Annotated in this window: 16 protein-coding genes and 1 riboswitch; of the genes, 8 read left to right on the plus strand and 8 right to left on the minus strand. The window is 69.3% G+C overall.

Translation table 11 applies throughout. From position 1 onward, the window contains the following. Positions 1-157: 157 nt before the first annotated feature. Positions 158-2,449: an FUSC family protein gene (locus ACTJKF_RS19480; protein ID WP_440625275.1), complete on the minus strand. Its 2,292-nt coding sequence runs from the start codon at positions 2,447-2,449 to the stop codon at positions 158-160. Between the two features lie 181 nt (positions 2,450-2,630). Between ACTJKF_RS19480 and recC the strand changes: the two genes are divergently transcribed. Genes recC through arfB form a run of 4 tightly spaced genes read left to right on the plus strand, consistent with a single transcriptional unit; the run spans position 2,631 to position 12,392 of the window. Further along, a complete protein-coding gene (gene recC / locus ACTJKF_RS19485) occupies positions 2,631-5,969 on the plus strand; it encodes an exodeoxyribonuclease V subunit gamma (protein ID WP_440625277.1) in 3,339 nt (1,112 codons plus the stop codon). After that, positions 5,966-9,670 (plus strand): exodeoxyribonuclease V subunit beta, encoded by a 3,705-nt coding sequence (gene recB, locus ACTJKF_RS19490; RefSeq protein ID WP_440625278.1) that lies wholly within the window; start codon positions 5,966-5,968, stop codon positions 9,668-9,670. Before recC ends, recB begins: the two co-directional genes overlap by 4 nt. After that, the gene (locus tag ACTJKF_RS19495; RefSeq protein WP_440625280.1) at positions 9,667-11,991 is read left to right on the plus strand and encodes an AAA family ATPase; all 2,325 of its coding nucleotides are present in this window, start codon (positions 9,667-9,669) and stop codon (positions 11,989-11,991) included. Before recB ends, ACTJKF_RS19495 begins: the two co-directional genes overlap by 4 nt. Beyond that, entirely contained in the window at positions 11,988-12,392 is a 405-nt protein-coding gene (gene arfB / locus ACTJKF_RS19500; RefSeq protein ID WP_063548829.1) for an alternative ribosome rescue aminoacyl-tRNA hydrolase ArfB, read from the plus strand. Before ACTJKF_RS19495 ends, arfB begins: the two co-directional genes overlap by 4 nt. Positions 12,393-12,443: 51 nt before the next feature. Here arfB and ACTJKF_RS19505 read toward each other — a convergent pair whose 3' ends face one another. From ACTJKF_RS19505 to thiC, 5 genes are all read right to left on the minus strand, one after another. Then, positions 12,444-13,724: an EAL domain-containing protein gene (locus ACTJKF_RS19505; protein ID WP_440625282.1), complete on the minus strand. Its 1,281-nt coding sequence runs from the start codon at positions 13,722-13,724 to the stop codon at positions 12,444-12,446. A 480-nt stretch (positions 13,725-14,204) separates the two neighbouring features. Beyond that, positions 14,205-15,131 carry a DMT family transporter gene (locus tag ACTJKF_RS19510; RefSeq protein ID WP_440625283.1) on the minus strand — a complete coding sequence of 309 codons (927 nt, stop codon included), beginning with the start codon at positions 15,129-15,131 and terminating at the stop codon, positions 14,205-14,207. A gap of 157 nt (positions 15,132-15,288) precedes the next feature. Next, positions 15,289-15,546, minus strand: a complete 258-nt coding sequence (locus tag ACTJKF_RS19515) for a hypothetical protein (RefSeq protein WP_440625285.1) — start codon at positions 15,544-15,546, stop codon at positions 15,289-15,291. A 221-nt stretch (positions 15,547-15,767) separates the two neighbouring features. Continuing rightward, positions 15,768-15,983 carry a glycine zipper 2TM domain-containing protein gene (locus tag ACTJKF_RS19520; RefSeq protein ID WP_440625286.1) on the minus strand — a complete coding sequence of 72 codons (216 nt, stop codon included), beginning with the start codon at positions 15,981-15,983 and terminating at the stop codon, positions 15,768-15,770. Positions 15,984-16,235: 252 nt separating this feature from the next. Beyond that, entirely contained in the window at positions 16,236-18,167 is a 1,932-nt protein-coding gene (gene thiC, locus ACTJKF_RS19525; RefSeq protein WP_440625288.1) for a phosphomethylpyrimidine synthase ThiC, read from the minus strand. 124 nt (positions 18,168-18,291) lie between these two features. Beyond that, a riboswitch (TPP riboswitch) is annotated at positions 18,292-18,408 on the minus strand. Between the two features lie 270 nt (positions 18,409-18,678). Between thiC and ACTJKF_RS19530 the strand changes: the two genes are divergently transcribed. The 3 genes from ACTJKF_RS19530 (at position 18,679) to ACTJKF_RS19540 (ending at position 20,486) form a co-directional block, all read left to right on the plus strand. After that, entirely contained in the window at positions 18,679-18,927 is a 249-nt protein-coding gene (locus ACTJKF_RS19530) for a pentapeptide MXKDX repeat protein (protein ID WP_440625289.1), read from the plus strand. Between the two features lie 108 nt (positions 18,928-19,035). After that, positions 19,036-19,668: a cytochrome b/b6 domain-containing protein gene (locus ACTJKF_RS19535; protein ID WP_440625290.1), complete on the plus strand. Its 633-nt coding sequence runs from the start codon at positions 19,036-19,038 to the stop codon at positions 19,666-19,668. 29 nt (positions 19,669-19,697) lie between these two features. Next, entirely contained in the window at positions 19,698-20,486 is a 789-nt protein-coding gene (locus ACTJKF_RS19540) for a molybdopterin-dependent oxidoreductase (protein WP_440625292.1), read from the plus strand. A 57-nt stretch (positions 20,487-20,543) separates the two neighbouring features. Here ACTJKF_RS19540 and ACTJKF_RS19545 read toward each other — a convergent pair whose 3' ends face one another. After that, positions 20,544-20,825, minus strand: a complete 282-nt coding sequence (locus tag ACTJKF_RS19545; RefSeq protein ID WP_440625294.1) for a helix-turn-helix domain-containing protein — start codon at positions 20,823-20,825, stop codon at positions 20,544-20,546. After that, complete coding sequence (locus ACTJKF_RS19550) at positions 20,822-21,100, minus strand: hypothetical protein (protein WP_440625296.1); 279 nt, start codon at positions 21,098-21,100, stop codon at positions 20,822-20,824. The genes ACTJKF_RS19545 and ACTJKF_RS19550 overlap by 4 nt, the downstream gene beginning before the upstream one ends. Before the next feature lie 393 nt (positions 21,101-21,493). Between ACTJKF_RS19550 and ACTJKF_RS19555 the strand changes: the two genes are divergently transcribed. Further along, positions 21,494-22,684, plus strand: coding sequence for an EamA family transporter (locus tag ACTJKF_RS19555; RefSeq protein ID WP_440625298.1), 1,191 nt, complete (start codon positions 21,494-21,496; stop codon positions 22,682-22,684). Positions 22,685-22,691 lie beyond the last annotated feature (7 nt).

The raw sequence follows: 22,691 nt of genomic DNA on the forward strand, positions 1-22,691 counted from the left end.
CCCTGACTGGCGCAACCGGCGGAATCGGGGGTGGGGCAGTCGCGCGGCGCGCGCGCGGGCCGTGTGGGGCGGGCGGATCATGCTGCGGGAGGGTGTTGCGGAAACGGCAGCGTCGCCGGCCGGCCCGCTTGCGCAGGCGGCCGGCGATGGAACAACGTCATGCGGGCAGGCGGATCACGCTTGCGTCCTTGCGGATCAGCAGCGACGACGCGAGCATCTGCTTGCACTGGTGCGCGAGCACCTTCAGGTCGTGCGTGAGGTCGGCGCCCACCGCGTCGGATTTTTCCGCGGACACAACCATCGCGTCGAGGTCGCGCGTGATCTGCTTCGCCGCGTCGAGCTGGTCGGCCGGCGGCGGTTCGCCGGCTTCCGCCTTCTCGAGGTTCTCGAGCACGGCGGACAGGCCGCGGTGCAGCGCGTCGTCGTGAGCGAGACGCTCGTCGACCGTGCACGCGCTGCGGATCAGCGGTGCGGCCGCGGTGATCTGCGCGCCGAGCACGTGGGTCTGCACGAGCAGGTCGTTCAGTTCCGGCACGAAGCGCTGGTGTGCCTTCGGCTCGATCATCATCCGCTGGAAGGCCTGGCCGAGGTTCGCGAACGCGATGTGGACGTCCTTGCGCGCGAGGCGGTAGCGGTAGTCGTCGTCGAGGGTGGTGGCGGGTGCTTCGATCGCCGCGGCGACGACCGGCACGACGGCCGCGCCGTCGGCGGCCGGCACGGGCGGCGGCGACGCGCCGCGCCCGGCGCGCCACACGGCCTCGAAATACTTGCGCGTCGACGTCAGCATGTCGGTGACGAGCTTGCCCATCAGCCGGTATTCCCAGTACGGGAACAGGCGGCTCGCGGCGATCGCGATCATGCAGCCGACCACGGTGTCGATCGCGCGCTCGCCGATGATGCGCATGCTGCCCGGCGCGAGCAGATGGAACATCAGCAGCACGTACGACGACGTGAACACGACGCTCGCCGCGTAGTTGAACAGCAGCAGGCTGTAGCTCATCACCATCGACCCGAACATGATCGCGATCAGCAAGTGCGGCGCCTTGACCGTGTAGATCAGCGCGATGCTCGCCGCGCAGCCGATCAGCGTGCCGATGATCCGCTGCGCGTTGCGCTGCTTGGTCAGCGAATAGCCGGGCTTCAGGATGATGATGGTCGTCATCACGATCCAGTAGGCGTTCGTGAGCGGCAGCAGCCGGCCGAGCCAGAAGCCGACCGCCACCGCGATCGTCACGCGCAGCGCATGGCGGAAGCTCGGCGAGCGCATGTTCAGGTTCGAGAAGATCAGCAGCGGCGACATTCGGCGCCGCTGCAGGAAGCGCGTGAGCGCCTTGTCGATCTTGAGCTCCGTCTGCTGCGGATCGGCATGGCCCGACAGGTTGCGGCGCATCCGGTCGATCAGGCGCGTCGCGCTCCAGATGCGCCGGAACGTCGCGACCACCGCCGCGTACGCTTCCGCGTTGGTGGCCGCGAAGTTCTTCTTGCGCATCAGCTCGATCTCGTACTCGATCGCGCGCAGTTCGGCCTTCACGCTGATGCGCGAATGCGGCGCGCGGTTCTCGAGCACCGCGAGGCCGATCTCCTCGAGATCGGCGGCCGCCTTGCGGATCAGGTCGCGGTAGAAAATGATCAGGTCCGAGCCGCCGAATGTGTTGCGCACGAGCGGGTAGTCGGTGTGCGCGCCGACGAACAGCTCGTGCAGGTCGACGCTGTTGATGAACAGGTTGTACATCGTCGTGCGGCCGGGGTCGAGCTTGCCGCGGCGCAGCTTCGGCAGGTTGCGCAGCACGATGTCCCGTGCGGTTTCCTGCGTTTCGACCGCGGTGATCTGCTTGGCGACCAGGTTGCGGTAGCAATCGTCGAGATCGGCGTCGAGATCGTAGAACTGCGCGCGCGCGAGCAGGTAGTCGGCGCACGCGAACAGGCTTTCGGCGAGCGCCTGCTGCTCGATCCGGCGCGCCTGCCATTGCGACACGAGCGTCGCCCAGTACGTGTACCAGAGGCCGCCGGCGAGAATCCAGCCGGCGTTGATGAACGCCTGCAGCGGCGTGAACTTGTCCTCGAGCGTCATCACCATCATGAACAGCGTCGCGAAGCTGATCTGCGGCCAGCGGTTGCCGTACACGACGATCAGCGACAGCACGAACGTGAGCGGCACGATCGTCAGCCACAGCGCGAAGATGTTCGGCGTGGCGAGGCCGGTCGCGAGCGCGGCCAGGCAGCCGATCACGCTGCACGCGAGCATCTCGTTGTGCTTGTACTTGAGCGGGCCCGGCATGTCGACGACGCACGCGCCGAGCGCGCCGGTCGAGATCGTGAAGCCCAGATCCCGGTTGTGAAACACGATCAGGCACAGCACGGCCGGCAGCGACACGCCGACCGCGATCCGCAGGCCGCCGAAAAAGTACTGGCTGTAGAAAAACTTTCTGATTTCGACCGAATAGCGCATCGATGGGCTGAATGACAGACGAAGACGCCCGGGGCGGCGTATTGACTGGCGACGAGTCTATCGTATTTCGCGGTCCGCAAAACCTGGCCATTCGGCCGAGGGGCTTTGCGACGGCCCTTTTGCTATCCTTGGTGCTCCTGTTCGCCCGGCCCGGCCGGCGCGACGCTCAGACACCCGCTTCATGCTCCATCTCTTCTATTCGAACCGTCACGAAACGCTGGCCGACGCGCTGCTCGACGATCTCGCCGCCTTCCCGGCCCGTCACGGCCCGTGGGCGCAGCAACAGGTGATCGTGCCGAGCGCGGCGCTGCGCCGCCGTCTCGAGCTCGACATCGCCGCACGTCACGGCGTGTGCGCGAACGTCGAGTTCACGTATCTCGCGCAATGGCTGTGGGCGCAGATCGGCCGCGTGATGGAGGTACCCAAGCGCTCGCCATTCTCGCCCGACCGCCTCGTATGGCGCTGCTACCGGCTGTTCGCGCAGGCCGCGGGCGGCGCGCCGTGGCTCGCGTCGCCGCGGCTGGCCGCCTATCTGTCCGCGTCCGACGATGCGATGCGCTACGAACTGGCGCAGCGTGTCGCGGCCGTGCTCGATCATTACCTGACCTATCGGCCCGAATGGCTGGCCGCGTGGCAGGCCGGCGAATCGGTGCTCGCGGGCGACGCCGCGCCGCGCGGGATCAGCGACGCCGCGCGCGACGACGAGCACTGGCAGGCCGCACTGTGGCGCGCGCTGCTCGCGGAGCTGAGCGACAGCGGCACACCGCCCGCGCACCGTTTCCTCGTGGAGGCGCGCAACCTCGATCCCGACACCGCCGAGCGGGTCGACTGGCCGGAGTCGGTCAGCGTGTTCGCGCTGCCGACGATGCCGCCACTGCACGTCGCGCTGCTGCGCGAGCTGTCGCGCTGGATCGACGTGCGTGTCTATGCGCTCAACCCGTGCCGCGAGTTCTGGTTCGATATCGTCACCGCCGCGCACGCGGAGGCGCTCGACGCGGCCGGCCGGCTCGACTATCAGGAAGTCGGCCATCCGCTGCTCGCGGAGTGGGGCCGGCAGACGCAGGCGCAGTTGCACATGCTGCACGAACTGACTGAAAGCGCCGCGTCGGGCGATGCATCGCGTTTCGTCGGGAATCCCGCGCCGACCTGGCTCGCGCGCGTGCAGAACGCGATTCTCGACCTGCAGCCGGAAGCCGAACTCGGCGACGCACCGGCCGAGCGCGGGATCGAGGTGCACGTGTGCCACAGCCTCGCGCGCCAGCTCGAGGTGCTGCATGACCGCCTGCTCGCCTGCTTCGATGCCGACGCGACGCTGCAGCCGTCCGACGTGCTGGTGGCGGTTGCCGATCTCGCGGCGGCCGGGCCACTGATCGATGCGGTGTTCGGCACGGCGGGCGCCGGCGGCGCGCGCGTGCCTTACCGCGTTACCGGCCTGCCGCCGTCGCAGGCGAACCCGGTCGCGCGCGTGCTGCTCGAATGGCTCGCGTTGCCGGAGCGCCAGGTCGGCGCGCCGGAGCTGGTCGAATGGCTGCGCGTCGACGCGGTGGCGGCCCGTTACGGCATCGACGCGGCCGCGCTCGAAACAGTGCAGACCTGGCTCGCGGCCGCCGGCGCGCGCCGCGGGCTGTCGCCGACGGCGAGCGACGATGCGGCGGTGCCGGCGCCGCGCCATACGTTCTCCGATGCGCTCGCGCGGCTCTTTCTCGGCTATGCGATGCCCGAAGGCGCGGCACCGGTCGGCGCGTGGCTGCCGATCGAGGCGGCCACCGGCAGCGAGGCCGAACTGCTCGGCCGGCTCGCGCGCTTCACCGACGATCTCGACGGCTTCGCGCGGCGGCTCGCCGACGCGCACGCGCCGCGCGCATGGAGCGAACTGTTCGCCGATACGCTGGCGCGCTTCTTCGACTCCGGCGCCGCGTATGCCGATGCGCTCGCGGGCGTGCGCGACGCGCTCGACGCGATGCTCGCCGCGATGACGGAAGGGGCGCCCGACGAGGCGTTGCCCGCGGCCGTCGTGCGCGCGGGGCTGGCGGCCGCGCTCGACGATCCGGCGCGCGGCGGGGTGCCGTGGGGCGGCGTCACGTTCTCGTCGCTGACGAGCCTGCGCGGCTTGCCGTACCGCGTCGTGTGCCTGCTCGGGATGGACGACGGCGTGCTGCCGAGCCTCGCGCGTGCGGACGAATTCGACCTGATGGCCGTGCTCCCGAAGCTCGGCGACCGGCAGCGCCGCGACGACGAGCGCAACCTTTTTCTCGACCTGCTGCTGGCCGCGCGCGATCGGCTGCTGATTGCGTATACCGGGCGCAGCATTCGCGACAACGCCCCGTTGCCGCCCGCGGCGCTCGTCGACGAACTGCTCGACCATCTCGCGCTCGTCACGGCCGGCGCCGACGCCGCGCCGGATGCGGTCGACGCCGCGCGGCGCGCGTTCATCGTCGAGCATCCGCTGCAACCGTTCGCGGCCGAGTATTTCCGCCCCGGCAGTGAACTGGCTTCGTACGACGCCGAGCGCGCGACGCTTGCTTCGCTGCTCGCGGCCGAAGCCGCGCGCGATGCGACGCGCGAGCAGCCGTTCTTCGCGCAGCCGCTGCCGGCCGAGCCGGTCGAGGCCGTTGCGTTCAGCGAATTCGAACGCTTCTGGCGGCATCCGGCCCGCGCGCTGCTGCGCGCGCGGCTCGGCATCGTGCTGTCCGACGCGCAGGCCGAACTGCTCGACACGGAGCCGTTCGCGCTCGACTTCGCCGGCAGCGACGCGCTCGCCGAGCGTCTGCTGCCGCTCCTGATCGAATCGGAGGAAGGGGGCGTGCACGATCATGCGCTGCGCATCGCGGACGCCAGCCCGGAATTGCCGGGCGGTGCGACGGGCGCCGTCTGGCGCGACCAGGCACTCGGCGCGATGACGCAGCTTGCGTCGAACGTGCGCCATGCGCTGGCCGACGGGATGGAGCGGCGGCCGTTCACGCTGTCGATCGCGCCCGCATGGCCCGACACCGACCAGGCGCTGTTCGGCGCCGATGACGCGATGCTGTCGGACGACGCGGTGAGTGCGCCGCTCGAGCTGCACGGCACGCTGAACCGGCTGACGCCGGCCGGCCAGATCATCTATCGCTATGCACGGCCGAGCTCGCGCGACTACCTGTCCGCGTGGCTCGCGCATCTCGTCTACTGCGCGGTGGAGCCCGACGGCCCGCGCCGCACGCTGTGGTTCGGCAGCGGCGGCGCATTCGAGCTCACGCCGGTCGCGGCGCCGCTCGAGCGCCTCGCGCCGCTCGCCGCGCTGTTTCGTGCCGGGCGGCGCATGCCGCTGCGCTTCTTCCCGCGCAGCGCATGGGCGCGCATGTCCGACGGCGAGGCGAAGGCCGCGAGCGTGTGGATCAACGAGCGCGTGGCGAGCGAAGCCGACGATCCGGCGATCGCGATCGCATGGCGCGGCGCGCATCCGTCGCTCGACGAGCCGTTCGGCACACTCGCGCGGCTCGTATTCGAGCCGATGCTGGAACACCTGAAGGAGGTCGCATGAGCGCCGCATCCCAGCCGCTGGCGGCGCTCGAGCTTGACGTGTTCGCGTGCCCGCTCGACGGCGTCAATCAGATCGAGGCATCGGCCGGTACCGGCAAGACGTGGAACATTTGTGCACTCTACGTGCGCCTGCTGCTCGAAAAGGATCTCGGCGCGGACGAAATCCTCGTCGTGACCTTCACGAAGGCGGCGACGGCCGAACTGCACGAGCGGATTCGCGGGCGGCTCGCGCAGCTCGCGCATGCGCTCGATACCGGCGACGACGGCGGCGATCCGTTCGTCGCGCGCCTGCTCGAGACGACGCTCGGCGCGGCCGGCGCGCTCGACACCGAAACCGCCGCGAAGCGGATCCGGCGCGCGCTGCGTGCATTCGACCAGGCGGCAATCCACACGATCCACGCGTTCTGCCAGCGCGCGCTGCAGGAAGCGCCGTTCGCGGCCGCGATGCCGTTCGCGTTCGAGATGCAGGCCGACGATGCGGCGCTGCGCTTCGAGCTTGCGGCGGACTTCTGGCGCACGCGTGTCGAGCCGATGGCCGCGCGCTGGCCCGGCTTCGCGACGTGGCTCGTCGATTCGGGCGCGGGCCCGGCTGCGCTCGACGCCCAGCTCGCGCGCCGGCTGAAGAAGCCGCTCGCCGCACTGCGCTGGGACGGCGTCGTCGAACCGGACGAATCGGCGGAGGCCGCCGCCGCCGAGTGTTTTGCGGAGGCCGCACGGATGTGGGCCGCCGAGCGCGACGCGATCGATGCGTTGCTGCGCACCGCGCAGCCCGCGCTCAACCAGCGCTCGCACAAGCCCGACGCGGTTGCCGATGCGCTCGCCGCGTGGTCCGCGCATTTCGCGCAGGGCAACGCAACGGCCACGCTGCCGAAGGCCGCGCTCAAGCTCACGCGCACCGCGCTGGTGAAGGCGACGAAAAAGGGGGGCGCGACGCCCGAACACGCGTTCTTCGACGTCGCCGATGCGCTCGCAGCAGCGGTGGCCGCGGCCGAGGCCGCGCAGCATGCGCGCTGGCTCGCGCTGATCGCCGACTGGCTCGATACCGCGCCGGCCGAGCTGGCCGAACGCAAGCGCACGCGTCGCGTCGTGTCGTTCGACGACCTGCTCGCGAACCTGTATCACGCGCTGCATGCGCATCCGTGGCTCGCCGAGACGCTGCGCGCGCGCTATCCGGCCGCGCTGATCGACGAGTTCCAGGATACCGACCCGCTGCAGTTCGCGATCTTCGACCGGATCTTCGCGCCGGGCGGGCCGCTCTTTCTCGTTGGCGATCCGAAGCAGGCGATCTACAGCTTCCGCGCGGCGGACCTGCACACCTATCTCGCCGCGCGGGCCAGCGCGAGCGCGTGCTATACGCTCGCGGTCAACCAGCGCTCGACGCCGGCGATCGTCGACGCGTGCAACCGTTTCTTCATGTCGAACCCGCGCGCGTTCGTGCTCGACGGGCTCGACTACTACGCGGTGCGGGCCGGCACGCGCGTGCGGGCGCCGTTCGTCGACGAGACGGATCCGGGCCCGGCCGGCGATTTCCGGATCTGGGCGCTGCCCGGCGGCGACGGCACGCTGCTCAAGCGCGACGCGCAGGCGCAGGCCGCTCAGGCATGCGCGGCCGAGATTGCCCGGCTGATGCGCGGTGCGCGGGAAGGGCAGGCCCGGCTCGGCGACACGCCGCTGTCGCCGGGCGACATCGCGGTGCTCGTGCAGACGCACCGGCAGGGCAGCCTCGTGAAGCGCGTGCTCGCCACATGGGGTATCGGCAGCGTCGAGCTCGCGCAGGCATCGGTGTTTTCGACCGGCGACGCGGAGCAGCTCGAACGCGTGCTGGCGGCGATCGACGCGCCGGGCGACCTGCGGCGCCTGCGCTCGGCGCTGGCGGCCGACTGGTTCGGCCTCGATGCGGGTGCGCTGTGGCGCATGGAGCAGGGTGATGGCGATGCGTCGCGAGAAGCGGCCGACAGCACGGATGCGATGAGCTGGGTCGAGCGCTTCTCGCGCTACCGGCTGCTGTGGCGCGAACGCGGCTTCGCGGTGATGTGGCGCACGTTCACGCGCGAGCTGCGGATCGCCGAGCGGCTGATGGCCGGCGCCGATGGCGAGCGCCGCGTGACCGACATCAACCATCTGGCCGAACTGACGCAGGCGCGCGCGTCCGCGCAGCCGGGCATTGCGCCGACGCTGCGCTGGCTCGCCGCGCAACGCCTCGACGGCGGTGGAGAGGAGGCGCAGCTGCGTCTCGAATCCGATCGCAACCTCGTGCAGATCGTCACCGTGCACAAGTCGAAGGGCCTCGAATACGCGGTCGTGTTCTGTCCATTCCTGAACGACGGCGGGCTGCGCGAGCCGCCCGCGTCGGGGTTGCCCGATGCACGCGAGTATCACGACGACGCGGGCGACGCCGTGCTGCATTACGGATGCGACGACGCAGCCGCCGAGCATGCCGCGCGCCAGGCGTTGCGCGAGCAGGCGGCGGAGCGCGCGCGACTCGTCTACGTGGCGCTCACGCGCGCGGTCTATCGGTGCTATCTCGTTGCCGGGCCTTATCTGTCGTCGCGCTCGACCCGCGAGGCGCGGCGCAGCGTGCTGAACTGGCTCGTGGCCGGCGCCGGCCAGTCGTTCGACGCGTGGCTCGACGAGCCGCCCGACGAAGCCGCGCTCGATACCGCGTGGCAAGCGCTCGCAGGTGGCCCGGTGAGCGTCGCGCCGTTGCCGGTGCCGGCGCGTCGCGAGCGCCTGGCCGCCGGCCACGATGCATCGCAGACGCTCGCGGCACGCCATGCGACGCGCGTGCTGCGCGACGCGTGGCGGATGGCGAGCTTCAGTTCGCTGACCGCGTCGATGGCGCGCGAGGAGGCGGGCGTCGCGCTCGTGCCGGACGACGAGCTGCGGCCCGATCACGATGCGCTTGCCGCCGCGACGCCGGACGGCGCGTTCGCCATCGCCGAGACGGTCGCGGCCGAGCCGCCGGACGACGACATCCTCGTGTTTCCGCGCGGGGCGGCAGCGGGCGAGTGCCTGCACCGCCTGTTCGAACTCAGCCGGTTCACGGAGCCCGATTCGTGGCACCAGGCCGCGCTCGGCGCGCTGCACGACCGGCCGGTCGAGGCCGCGCCCGAACTCGCGACGCGCCTGCCGGCGATGATGGCGCGGCTCGTCGACGATGTCGTGCGCACGGAGCTCGTGCCGGGCATGCGGCTGGCGGTTCTCGATCCCGCGAAGCGGCTCGACGAAATGGGTTTCCTGTTCCCGGCGCCGTCGCTCGAGTTGAGCGCGCTGCGCCGGCTGCTGGTCGCGCACGGCTATCCGGACGTTGCGCTGGACGCCGGCATGCTCACCGGTTTCATCAAGGGTTTCATCGACATGATCGTCGAACACGACGGCCGTTTCTGGATCGTCGACTGGAAGTCGAACCATCTCGGCAACACGCCGGATGCCTACGGCCCGCGCGCCCTCGACGTCGCGATGGCCGATCACGCGTATCACCTGCAGGCGCTGCTCTATACGGTCGCGCTGCATCGCTATCTGCGCGGCCGGTTGCCCGGCTACGACTACGACACGCATATGGCGGGCTACCTGTACCTGTTCGTGCGTGGCGTGCGGCCCGGCTGGCGCAGCGGCGGCGAACCGGCCGGCGTGCATGCGCGGCGGCCCGCGCGCGAACTCGTCGACGCGCTCGACCGGATGATGGAAGGGGGCCGCGCATGAACGTGTCCGACGACATGCTCGAATTCACCGGCGGCCTCGTCGCGCGCCTGCCCGAGCCCGCCGATTTCGGCATCGCGCTCGCGGAAGGTTTCGCGCGCCGCATCGGTGACCTGTCGCGCGGCGCGGGTGCGTCGGCCGCGGCCGCGCGCTGGGCGGCGCGTGCCGCGTTCGCGACGAGTCGCGCGACCGCCGGCGGCCACGTATGCGTCGCGCTCGGTGCGCTCGCGCAGCGTTACGAGGCGACGATCGACGAGGTGCGCGCGGCGCTCGCCGCGAGCGGCCTGGTGGCGTTCGGCACGCTCTCGCGCGGCGACGAGCGGCCGCTGATCGTCGATCGGCACGATCATCTCTATCTGTCGCGCTATTTCGACTACGAACGGCGGCTTGCCGAGGCGCTGGTCGCGCAGGCCGGCGCCGCCGCGCCGGGCGATGCGCTGTCGCCCGAACGGTTGCGCGACAGTCTCGCGCGTTACTTCGGGCCGGCGACGGGCGAAGTGGACTGGCAGCGCGTCGCGGCGATCGTGGCGCTGACGGGGCGGGTGACGATCGTCAGCGGCGGTCCCGGCACCGGCAAGACGACGACGGTCGTCGGCGTGCTGGCGTGTTTGCTCGACGCGCATCCGGGGTTGCGCATCGCGCTCGCGGCACCGACCGGCAAGGCCGCGCAGCGCATGCAGGAAGCGCTGCACGCGCGGGCGGGCGACCTGCCGCCGGAACTGGCCGCGCGCCTGCCCGACACGTCGTATACGCTGCATCGCCTGCTGGGCGGCGGCGGGGGGGCGGGCTTTCGCCATCATCGCGACAACCCGTTGCCGTACGACCTGATCGTGGTCGACGAGGCGTCGATGATCGACGTCGCGCTCGCCGCCCATCTGCTCGACGCGCTCGCGCCCGGTGCGCGGCTCGTGCTGCTCGGCGACAAGGACCAGCTTGCCGCGGTCGAGGCCGGTGCCGTGTTCGCGGAACTCAGCGCGCGGCCGACGTTCACCGCCGCGGCACGCACGCGTATCGCGCATGCACTCGGGATCGACGAAGCGGCTTTCGTCGCCGCGTTGCCGGTGCCGGACGGCGAGATGGCGCAAGCGGGAACCGGTCCGGCCCCGGCCTCGGTTTCGGCTCCGGCCGCCGCGGCGCTATCCGCGTCGGCATTGGTGCCCGCTGCGCACAAGCCAGCTGCGCGGCGCAACGTGGATACGCGCCAGGCGTCACTGTTCGACGACGACCCGCAGGACGACGCGGCTTCTCCCGCCGACGTCGCCTCGCCGGCCGCTTTGTTGCCGTCTGCTGCATCCGCACCTGCACCGACCGACATCGACGGCCCCTCCGCGACCGCTGGTCCCGCTTGGATCGAGGCCGGCGAGCTTGCGTGGCTCGACGCGGTCGAGCTGGCGCCATTCGACCCGAGCGACGCGGGCAACATGGCGCGCGCGTCGGCCGCCGCCACGCGCGCGGGCGAAACGGCTGTCGTTCCGCCCGCGCCCGCGCCGCTCGCGGACTGCGTCGTGTGGCTCGAACGCAATTACCGCTTCGGTCTCGATTCGCCGATCGGCCGCCTGTCGCTCGCGATCCGCCGTGGCGACGTGCAGGCCGCGCTCGACGCACTGCCGAACGACGATGCGGCTGCAGCGTCGTTTCATGACGATGCGGGCGACATGCTGGCGGCGTCGACGGTCGAGCGGCTCGCGCGCCGGTTCGGCGCATACCTCGATGCATTGCGCACCGCGTTGTCCGAACCGGTGCCGGATCCGCTGCCGCTGTTCGATGCGCTCAACCGCTTCCGGATCCTGTGCGCGACGCGCACCGGCTCGCGTGGCGCCGAGCACGTCAATGCGCTGGTGGCCACGCACGTGCGGCATGCCGCTCGCGTGCCGCTCGCGGTCGGCGCACACTGGTTCACCGGGCGGCCGATCATGGTGACGCGCAACGACTATGCGCTCGGGCTGTTCAACGGCGACATCGGCATCGCGCTGCCAGACGCGCACGGCGTGCTGCGCGTGTGGTTCCGGCGCGCCGACGGCACCGCGCGCGCGGTATCGCCTGCCGCGCTGCCGCCGCACGAAACGGCGTTCGCGCTGACGGTCCACAAATCGCAGGGCTCCGAATTCGACGAGGCCGCGCTCGTGCTGCCGGCATCGTTCGGCCGCGTGCTCACGCGCGAACTCGTGTACACGGCCGTCACGCGCGCCCGCGCGCGCGTGCAGGTGATCGGCCCGCGGCGCGTGCTGGCGCAAGCGGTCGCCACACGCACGCAACGCGATTCGGGGCTCGCGGCCCGCGTCGACGAGGCGCTCGCGCGGCGCCGCGAGGAGACGCCGCGATGATGATCCGCTACACGCTCGATCCGGCCGAAGTCGAATGGACGGCCGTGCGCGCGCAGGGCGCCGGCGGACAGAACGTCAACAAGGTGTCGAGCGCGATTCACCTGCGCTTCGACATCCGCGCGTCGTCGCTGCCGCCCGTCATCAAGGAGCGGCTTCTCGCGCTGTCCGATCAGCGCATCACGCGCGACGGCATCGTGGTGATCAAGTCGCAGGAATACCGCACCCAGGAGAAAAACCGCGACGCGGCGCTCGCGCGGCTCGATGCGTTGATCGGCAGCGTCGCGTTCACGCCGCGTGCGCGGGTCGCGACACGGCCGACGCGCGCATCGAAGGAGCGGCGGCTCGAACACAAGTCGCGCCGCAGCGTGGTGAAGTCGGGCAGAGGAAAGGTGATCGACTGACGAAAGGCCGATCGGCCGGGCGGGGCGAACGAACCCGTACCGCCGCGCCGGCTATCGCATCACGGTTCCCGCACTGTCGAGCACGAAGTCGACGCAGAACACGACGAGGCGGCTCTGCGCGCGAATCGCGACGGCCGCCGTATAGCAGTCGCGGCCTTCGGTCAGCGAGAAGTGCGGCCCCATCAGCGCGACGCGTCCCGGCGCCGCGACCGCGCGCTGGAAGTACGGCCGCCGCGACCAGTTGCTGTGGGTTTCCGGGAACAGTGGTGCGAGTCGCGTGCCGATCGCCTGGCCGTCCTCGGGACGCGCGCCGATCGACGGCAGGAACTGTTCGCCGATCTCGTCCGTGACGAACACGCGGCGTGCGGCCGGCACCGTGAAGACGCGCTGCGCGGCGTCGTGCAGGTTGTCGCTCGCGGAAAACGCGGCCGCGCCGGCGAGCACGAGCCGCTCGATCGCGTCGAAGCCCGGCTGCTCGGCGACGACCGGCGCATGCCGGCGGGCGATGAAGCGTTGCCATGCGGCGTCGAGCATCGCGGGTGCCGCGGCGCTCGCGTGCGCGATCGACCCGTCGGGCTGACCGAACTGGAAGCCCTGGACGAAATCGATGTCGGCTTCCATCAGCGCCTGCAGCGCGTCGTCGTTTTCGACGCCTTCGGCGAGCACCATCGCGCCGGCCTGATGGAGCATCGATACCAGGTGATGCATGATGCGGCGATCGTCGGCCGACGTGTTGGCGCGTTCGACGAGCGAACGGTCGAGCTTGACGATGTCGGGCCGAACACGCCACACGCGGTCGAAGTTCGAGAATCCGGTGCCGAAATCGTCGATCGCGATCAGGAAGTCGCGATGCTGGATCATGTCGATCGTGCGGGCGAGCGCGGCTTCATCGCGCGCCGGCTGCTCGACGACTTCCAGCACGATGCGGTTCGGCGGCAGTGCGAAATGCCGGCACAGGGCCTCGACGAACTCGCGCTGCACGAGGCCCGAATCGAGCACGCGCGGCGTCACGTTCAGGAACAGCCAGCCGTCGCCGATGCCTTGCGCGACGAAGTTGGCCGTATGCAGGCAGCGCGCGAGGCGGTCGAGCAGCAGCGCATCGGCGGCCGCGCGGGTCTTGTCGAACAGCGCGATCGGCGACACCAGCGTGCCGTTCGCGTCCACGACGCGCAGCAGTGCTTCATAGCCGACCACGCGCTTGTGCGTGATCGACAGCACGGGTTGAAACACGCTGCGCAGCGTCGTGTCGCGATACGTGGCGATCCAGCCGCCGGGCGTCGGCGTGAGGCGTTCGAGCACGGAATCGAGCGAGAGGTCGCGGGAGGGCTTCATGTCAACGGTGCCCGGCGGCGAATGGAGGGGCGGTGTCGTGCCGCCACGCAGAAGCCGTCGCACGCGCGGGTGGACGCGAGAGAACGTGGAGCATCGTGACCGCCTTCTGCGGATGAGTGTTCCGAGTGTAACGGGAATGGCGCGACGCGCGTATCAGGGTAACTCCACACGCAAACGCTACACCGCTGCCTGGGCGCGCGCGTTAGCCGGAGAGGACGCACGCGCCACGGCCGCCGGCCGTGCACGCGGCGACAGTGCTGCGTGTGCCGAGTGCATTGCGTGCGAAGAATGCGGGAGGCGAGAGACGGCAGGCGGGGGGCGGGGCGGGCGAAGCCGCGGAAATGTCGGACAAGCCGGTCGGCTGCACTGCGATCGCCGCGGCCGTCGGCCTCCGGCGAAACGCGACGCGATCGGGCGCGGCCACGGCTGGACCGAAGTCGAAGTGCGGCAACCGAGGGGCGTCGCCGGCCCGCGCGCCGCTCAGACCGTTGCGTCGCCGCGCGGGCCGAACCCGGGAATCCGCTTGATCACGCCGGTCGCGAGCGCGGTGCCGACGAGCACGATCGCGCAGCCTTCGATCATCACGACCGACACGCGTTCGCCGAGGAACAGCGTGCCCCACAGCAGGCCGAACACGGGAATCACGAACGTCACGGTAATCGCACGGGCCGGGCCGACATGCGCGATCAGGTAGAAGAAGATGAAATACGCGATGCCCGTGCAGGCAATGCCGAGCGCGAGCACGGCGCCCCACGCATGCGCGCTGACCGCTGCAGCCGGCCAGGTCGCGATCGCGAACGGCAGCAGCAGCACGGTCGAGCCGATCATGCTGCCGGTGGCATTGACGAGCGGATCGACGCCGCTGAGCTTGCGCTTCGTATAGTTGGCGGCGATCCCGTACAACAGCGTCGCGCCGAGCGCGGCGGCGGCCGCAAGTGCGGTCGCGCTGGCGCCGGTGCTGCCGTGTGCGTTCGCGATCTGATCCCACACGAGCGTGAGCACGCCGGCAAAACCGATCACGAGGCCGAGCGCGCGCGGCAGCGACAGCTTGTCCTTCAGCCATACGTAGGCGACGAGCGCGCCCCACAGCGGCGTCGTCGCGTTGATCACCGACGTCACGCCGGCCGACAGCGTCAGTTCGGCATAGGCGAACAGGCAGAACGGCGCGCCCGAGTTCAATACGCCGACGACGAACAGTGGCCACGCGTGCCGGCGCAGCCGGGCGCCGAGATCGGCGGGCTTGAAGCGCGTCAGCGCGAGGCCCGTGAGGAACAGCGCACCGATGCCCACTCGCAGCGCCATCAGCGGCGCGACGCCGAATTCGGCGACGCCGATCCGGATGAACAGGAACGACGCGCCCCACAGGGCGGCAAGGATGGTCAGCAGAAAGGCGTTCTTGGGCGACATCGAGTGTGGCGGGCGAGGGGACGGGATGCGCTGAATCTTACACCGCGTTAACGCGCCGTCGTTTCACGATCGGATGAAACGACAAGAAACGGGAAATCCGGCGGGAAATCCGTGCGCCGCCGACGCGGCGAACCGGCCGCGCGACCGGTTCAGCCGATCAATGATGGTGCCAGCCGCCGTGTCCGCCGCGTCCGCCGAACCCGAAGTTCAGCGATAGCGCGGGGCCCCAGTAGCCGCCCCATGCCGGCGCATAGGCGGGGGCCGGATAGTAGTACGTGGGGCCGGGGTCGACATAGACGGGCGCGGGCTGCACCGGCGCCGCGGCGTAATAGCCGCCCGGATAGTAGCCGTAAGGGTAATAACAGCCGGCGAGTGTCGCGCAGGCGAGCGCCGCGGCGACGAGGGTCCTGTTCATGGTGTTTCTCCGGCGGCGCCGGCAATCGGCAGATGCTTAAGCTTAGGCCGCACGGCGATGACACGCTGCGCAAAACGGTAACGGATCATTTCCGCGGCCGATCCGGCGCGCTGGCGCGAACCCCGTCGCCGGATGCAAAAACGGCGCTTCCGCATCGCGGAAACGCCGTCTGGCCGAAACGTGCCCACCGGTGCCGCGCGTCGCGCGAACGGCGGGCCGGCTTACTTGCCGACCTGGTTGCCGATGAGGCCGCCGGCCGCCGCGCCGCCCAGCGTCGACAGCGCGTTGCCGCCGATCGCCGCGCCGGCCACCCCGCCGACACCCGCGCCGATTGCCGTATCGCGCTGGCGTCGTGTCATCGAATCGCAGGCCGACAGGCTGGCCACCGTCGCGACGAGCAGCGCGCATACCCCAAAACGCCGAATCGAATAGCTCATGATCATTGTCCTTGTGGTAGTGAACGGAGGAACGCACGACCGGCTGTCGGCCGCACATAACCCCAATTTACGCGCCGCTCCATAAGGCTGCTGTAAGGACTTGTTAAGCCTCGAGCGGTTTCGTAATCAATTGTTTCCCTTGTGCCGGCAGGCACGTGGCGTGCGACGGCGCGCAAAAAAGCCCGCTCGAAAGCGGGCTTTTGCCGTGCATCGCGATGCGGTCCGGGCGGACCGCCGCGGCCACTTGGCGGCTTACTGGCGGTGATAGATCTCGGCGCCGGTCTTCACGAACTCGACCGCCTTGACCTCCATCCCCTTCTTCAGCGCTTCGGTTTCCGACACGCCCTGCTGCGCCGCGAACTCGCGCACGTCCTGCGTGATCTTCATCGAGCAGAAGTGCGGGCCGCACATCGAGCAGAAGTGCGCGACCTTTGCCGAATCCTTCGGCAGCGTTTCGTCGTGGAATTCGCGCGCCTTGTCCGGATCGAGGCCGATGTTGAACTGGTCTTCCCAGCGGAACTCGAAACGCGCCTTCGACAGCGCGTTGTCGCGCACCTGCGCGCCCGGGTGACCCTTGGCGAGGTCGGCCGCGTGCGCGGCGAGCTTGTACGTGATGATCCCTTCCTTCACGTCGTCCTTGTTCGGCAGCCCGAGGTGCTCCTTCGGCGTCACGTAGCACAGCATCGCGGTGCCGAACCAGCCGATCATCGCAGCGCCGATGCCCGACGTGATGTGGTCGTAGCCCGGTGCGATATCGGTGGTCAGCGGCCCGAGCGTGTAGAACGGCGCTTCCTTGCACCAGTCGAGCTGGAGATCCATGTTCTCCTTGATCAGCTGCATCGGCACGTGGCCGGGGCCTTCGATCATCACCTGCACGTCGTGCTTCCACGCGATCTGCGTGAGTTCGCCGAGCGTCTTCAGTTCGCCGAGCTGCGCTTCGTCGTTCGCGTCGTAGATCGAGCCGGGGCGCAGGCCGTCGCCGAGCGAGAAGCTCACGTCGTACGCCTTCATGATCTCGCAGATCTCTTCGAAGTGTTCGTACAGGAAGCTTTCCTTGTGATGCGCGAGGCACCACTTCGCCATGATCGAGCCGCCGCGCGACACGATGCCCGTCATCCGGTTCGCGGTGAGCGGCACGTACTGCAGGCGCACGCCCGCGTGGATCGTGAAGTAGTCGACGCCTTGCTCGGCCTGCTCGATCAGCGTGTCGCGGAAGATTTCCCAGGTGAGATCCTCGGCCTTGCCGTTGACCTTTTCCAGCGCCTGGTAGATCGGCACCGTGCCGATCGGCACCGGGCTGTTGCGGATGATCCACTCGCGCGTTTCATGGATGTGCTTGCCGGTCGACAGGTCCATCACCGTGTCGCCGCCCCAGCGGATCGCCCACGTCATCTTGTCGACTTCCTCGCCGATCGACGACGTGACGGCCGAGTTGCCGATGTTCGCGTTGATCTTCACGAGGAAGTTGCGGCCGATGATCATCGGCTCGGATTCCGGGTGGTTGATGTTCGCGGGGATGATCGCGCGGCCGCGCGCGATTTCGTCGCGCACGAATTCGGGGGTGATCTCGGCGAGCGCGTTCGCGCCGAAGGCCGCGGCGCCGAACGCCTGGCCCGGATGCTGGCGGCCCATCATCGCGGCGAGCTTCGCGCCGTTCGGGCCGCTCGACTTCAGGCTCTCGATGTACTCGGCGCGGCGCTGGTTCTCGCGGATCGCGATGTATTCCATTTCCGGCGTGATGATGCCTTGACGCGCGTAGTGCATCTGCGTGACGTTCTTGCCCGGCTGGGCGCGGCGCGGATTGCGGTGCAAACCCGGGAACCGAAGCTCGGCGGTGGCCGGATCGGCCGCGCGCTCGAGGCCGTACTGGCTCGACAGGCCGTCGAGCACCTCGGTGTCGCCGCGCGCTTCGATCCAGCCCTGGCGCAGCGCGGGCAGGCCCGCGCGGATGTCGATCTTCGCGTCCGGATCGGTGTACGGGCCCGACGTGTCGTACACGTAGATCGGCGGATTCTTTTCGCCGCCGAAGCCGGTCGGGGTGTCGGCCTGCGTGATTTCGCGCATCGGCACGCGGATGTCGGGCTGCGAGCCGGTCACGTAGACCTTGCGCGAATTCGGAAGCGGGGCGACGGCCGCGGCATCGACATGAGCGTCGGCGGACAGAAACTTCGGATTGGCGTTCATGCAATCTCCTGTGTGAGCGCCGGACACGCGCTTCGGCGCTTGCCCGGAGCCCTTGACGAATGTGGGGCTCGAGCTAAGCAGGAGACGAGGTTTGACGAGGCGGCGGATTTCGTCAGAAGGATGGCGGCGAAATCCGTACGCTTCCCTGCGCTGGCATTATCCAGATCAGGTTCTAAGGGTATTTCTCACCCGCAATGCCGGTTGTTTGACCAAGCGCATTGCAGGACCCCCGCGTTAGCAAGGGCACACGATACACCGGCTTGGCGGCGGTTTCAACCGGGAGAGGATCGGCTGCCCCGGTGCGGTCGCCACAGCGCGGGCGATGCGATGGCCCGTCGAAATGGCCGCGCGCGCCGCCGCCGCATGGCCTCACGGCGTGGCCGCCCGCGGCGAAGCGGTGCAACATGACGCGCCTTCGCACGCGCTCAAAAGAAATTTTCGCAGCGGCTGTCATTTTCCGCGACGTCGTCCGTCTATTCGGCTCCTTGAACCCATGTCTTGGAGAGATGTCATGAAAAAGGTACTGATTGCCGCTTGCGTTGCCGCTTTCGCCACGATCACCGCGGGCGCGTACGCGCAGAGCGACGCGATGTCGCAAAACGGTTCGTCGATGTCGAAGGACGCGATGGGCCACGATGCGATGGCGAAGGACGGCGCGATGAAGAAGGGCGCCATGAAGAAGCATGCGATGAAGAAGGACGCGATGTCGCACGACGCGATGGGCAAGTCGTCGGGCGACAAGATGGCGCCGTCGAACTGACGGCGCCGGACAGGAGGGGCGGTCGGCGCGTGTGCTTGACGACGGCCGCCCGTCCGCGTCTCGTTTTGTCTCGTTTCGTTTCGTCGCAGCGTTCCGGGAGTCCTCTTCATGCCAACCGTTCCCGCCACCACGCGCACGGCCGCCACGCCGCCCGCGCCCCCGATCCATCCGCCGTGGGTGCGCGTGAGCCATTGGCTCAACGCGCTCGCGGCCATCCTGATGGTGCTGTCCGGCTGGCGCATCTACGATGCGTCGCCGATCTATCCGCCGTTCGCGTTTGCGCACGGCATCACGCTCGGCGGCTGGCTCGGCGGCGCGCTGCAATGGCACTTCGCGGCGATGTGGCTGCTCGTCGGCAACGGGCTGTTCTACCTGACGATGGCGATCGCGACCGGACGACTCGCGCGCAAGATGCTGCCCGTCACGCCGGCGTCCGTGTGGCGCGACGTGCGCGGCGCGTTGCGCGGCCGGCTCGCGCACGACGATTTGAACGTCTACAACGCGGTGCAGCGTGCCGCGTACCTGGTCGCGATCGTCGATCTGATCGTGCTGGTGCTGTCGGGGCTGACGATCTGGAAGTCGGTGCAGTTTCCGCTGCTGCGCGAACTGTTCGGCGGTTACGACAACGCGCGCGTCGTGCATTTCTGGGCGATGTCGCTGCTCGTGGCGTTCTTCGTCGTGCACGTCGCGATGGCGCTGCTGGTGCCGCGCTCGCTGCTCGCGATGCTGCGCGGGCGCTGACCCGTCAAATCCGGGCGAAGGAAATCATCATGTCGGAATCCGAAATCAAGCGCGACGGTTCGCGCTGGACGCTCGACCGCCAGTCGCTCGAGCTCGACGTGCGTCGCGAGCTGGACATGCCGTCGCGGCGGCTGTTCAACCGGCGCATCCTGACACTCGGCGGGCTGACGATGCTGACCGGCTGCACGCTGCAGGACGACGCGTCGGTCAATCCGTTCCTCGAGCAGGTGTCGCGCATGAACGATCGCGTGCAGGCCTGGCTATTCAGCGGCGCGCGGCTCGCGCCGACCTATACCGAAGCCGACATCACGCGGCCGTTCCCGTTCAACGCGTACTACGGCATCGACGACGTGCCGCACGTCGACGCGTCGACGTACCGGCTCGTGCTGTCGGGCCGCGTGACGGGCAAGCGCGTGTGGACGCTCGACGAACTGTATGCGCTGCCGCACGCGGAGCAGATCACGCGGCACATCTGCGTGGAAGGATGGAGCGCCATCGGCCGCTGGGGCGGCACGCCGTTCGGCGCGTTTCTTGCGCGTGCCGGTGCCGATACGCACGCGAAATACGTCGGTTTCAAATGCGCGGACGACTACTACGAGAGCATCGACATGCCGACCGCGCTGCATCCGCAGACGCTGCTCGCATTCGACTACGACGGCCGCCGCCTGCCGCCGGAATTCGGCTTTCCGATGAAGCTGCGAATGCCGACCAAGCTCGGCTACAAGAATCCGAAGCACATCATGGAAATCTTCGTGACCGATACCTACCCGGGCGGTTACTGGGTCGATCAGGGATACAACTGGTTCGGCGGATCGTGAAGCGGCGGGGGCGCACGCCGGGGCCCGCCGCCGTGCGTTCACGCTGCGTCAGGTACGTCAGGCGGATTCGCGCACCTGCAGATCGACGCGCAGGCCGACCGCCGCGGCCATGTTCACGAGCGCGTCGAGCCCGAACAGGTTGATCTTGCCGCGCAGCAGATCGGACACGCGCGGCTGCGTGACGCCAAGCTGCTTCGCGGCCTGCGCCTGGCTGAGTTCGAGTTGCGCGATGCGCTGCTTGAGCGCGATCATCAGTTCGGAACGCAGCTTCATGTTTTCGGCCTCGGCCGGCTGGCCTTCGATCGCGTCCCACACGCTCGCATGGCGTTCATTGGTCATCGTTGCCTCTCTATCATCAGTGTCCGATAGCGGCGGGCGACCAGGCCGCGTTGCACCTGGTCGATCTGGTGGCCGGCGTCGCGACGCGCGGCCAGCGGAAAACCGCGAAGCTCGTCGAGTGCGTTGCCGACGAAGACAACCGGCTTCGGCGGGAGAATGATGGAATTATACAAAATATTGTATGGAAGTGGGCAGGTCGCAGGAAGGGATGTCGGCGACCCGGGACGGGCCTGCCTGACCGTCACGATAAGCGCGAAGCGACGCGCGATACGCATGACTGGCCGTCAGGCCGATGGTTGGTTCGCGATTGCGGAAGAGGGTTGCGCAGAGGCCCGAAACGCCCGTGCGGCGGGTATCCGGCTCCGGATTCGGTTGGTCCGGAGGCCGAAAAATGTCGCGCCGAAACATCAGTCGATATCCTTTCAGACAGGTCTGACGATGCTTTCGAATCGGTAATGCCATAATGTCAGGCGTGCGCAGCCGAAGCGGTTCGCGCACGTTTTTTTGACCCTCTGCCGCCGCTTGCCGGTTTTCATTTCGTCGCCGTTCGCACTGCCATGTCGTTCCGCACGTTCGCTTCCGCCTTCCTGGTCCCGTCCGGACCGTTTGCCGGCATCGCCGGCGTTTTTCAGCGGAGCACGCGATCCATCGTGCGGGTGGGCTGAACGATGACGCCGCTCGACCGCCTCCTCGATTTCTTCGCCCGCCTGCCGATCCGGATCCGCCTGCCGCAAAGCCGCGGCGGCCGCGTCGCGCTGGCGCTGGTCTTCATCTATTTTGTCTGGGGTTCGACCTACAGCGGCCTGCATTTCGCGCTGCAGTCGTTCCCGCCGCTGCTGCTGTCGGGGCTGCGCAACCTGCTCGGCGGGATCGGCCTGTTCATCTTCGCGCTGCGGCGCAAGCCCGAATGGCCGACGCTGCTGGAAATCCGCAACTCGGCGATCGTCGGCACGATGCTGGTCGCGCTGTCGTCCGGCACGATCGCGCTCGGGATGCGCACGGTCAGCAGCGGTTCGGCCGCGGTGATGGTCGCCACGGTGCCGCTGTTCGCGACCGTGATCGCGGCGGTTGCCGGGCGTCCGGTGACGAAGGGCGAGTGGTCGGCCGTCGCGCTCGGGATGGTCGGCATCGTCGTGCTGAATTCGGGCGGCGCGGCCGCCGCGAACTCGGCGCTCGGCACGATCTGCGTGCTGGCCGGCGCGCTGTTCTGGGCGGGCGGCGCGCATCTCGCGACGCGGCTCAAGCTGCCGTCGGACCTGTTCCTGTCGACATCGCTGCAGATCGGCCTGGGCGGCCTGATGTCGACGATCGCCGCCTGGTTGATCGGCGAGCGCATCGAGCAGGTTGCGGCCGCCCCGGTGTTCGCGTTCCTGTATCTGATGGTGTTCTGCACGATGGCCGCGTATGTCGCGTACGGCTACCTGATCCGCCATACGAGCCCGATCATCGCCAGCAGCTGCATGTACGTGAACCCGATCGTCGCGGTCGCGCTCGGCGCGCTGATGCTCGGGGAACCCGTGACGAAGGCGACCGTGATCGCGACGGTCGCGATCCTCGGCAGCGTCGGGCTGTCGTTCCTGTTCGACCCCGCGCGCCGGCCCGCGGCCCGCGCGGCAGCCGACGCAGCGCCGGCCGCGCCGGCCGTGACGGCCGTGGCGACCGAATCGGCAGCGGGTGCCGCGTTCGCACCGGATCAGCCTGCGATGCCGGATCCGGCGCCGATCCTCACGCCGTCGGCGGTGCCGCTTGCGGTGCCGGTACCGGGTGCGGTCGTGGACCCGGCGGCCGTCATCGAACCCGCACCGGCATTCACGCCGCCGCCCGCCGACGAACCGGCCGCGACGCGCGCCGACGCGTGATGCCGGC

Source organism: Burkholderia sp. 22313, from assembly GCF_052045245.1.
Taxonomy (GTDB): Bacteria; Pseudomonadota; Gammaproteobacteria; order Burkholderiales; family Burkholderiaceae; genus Burkholderia.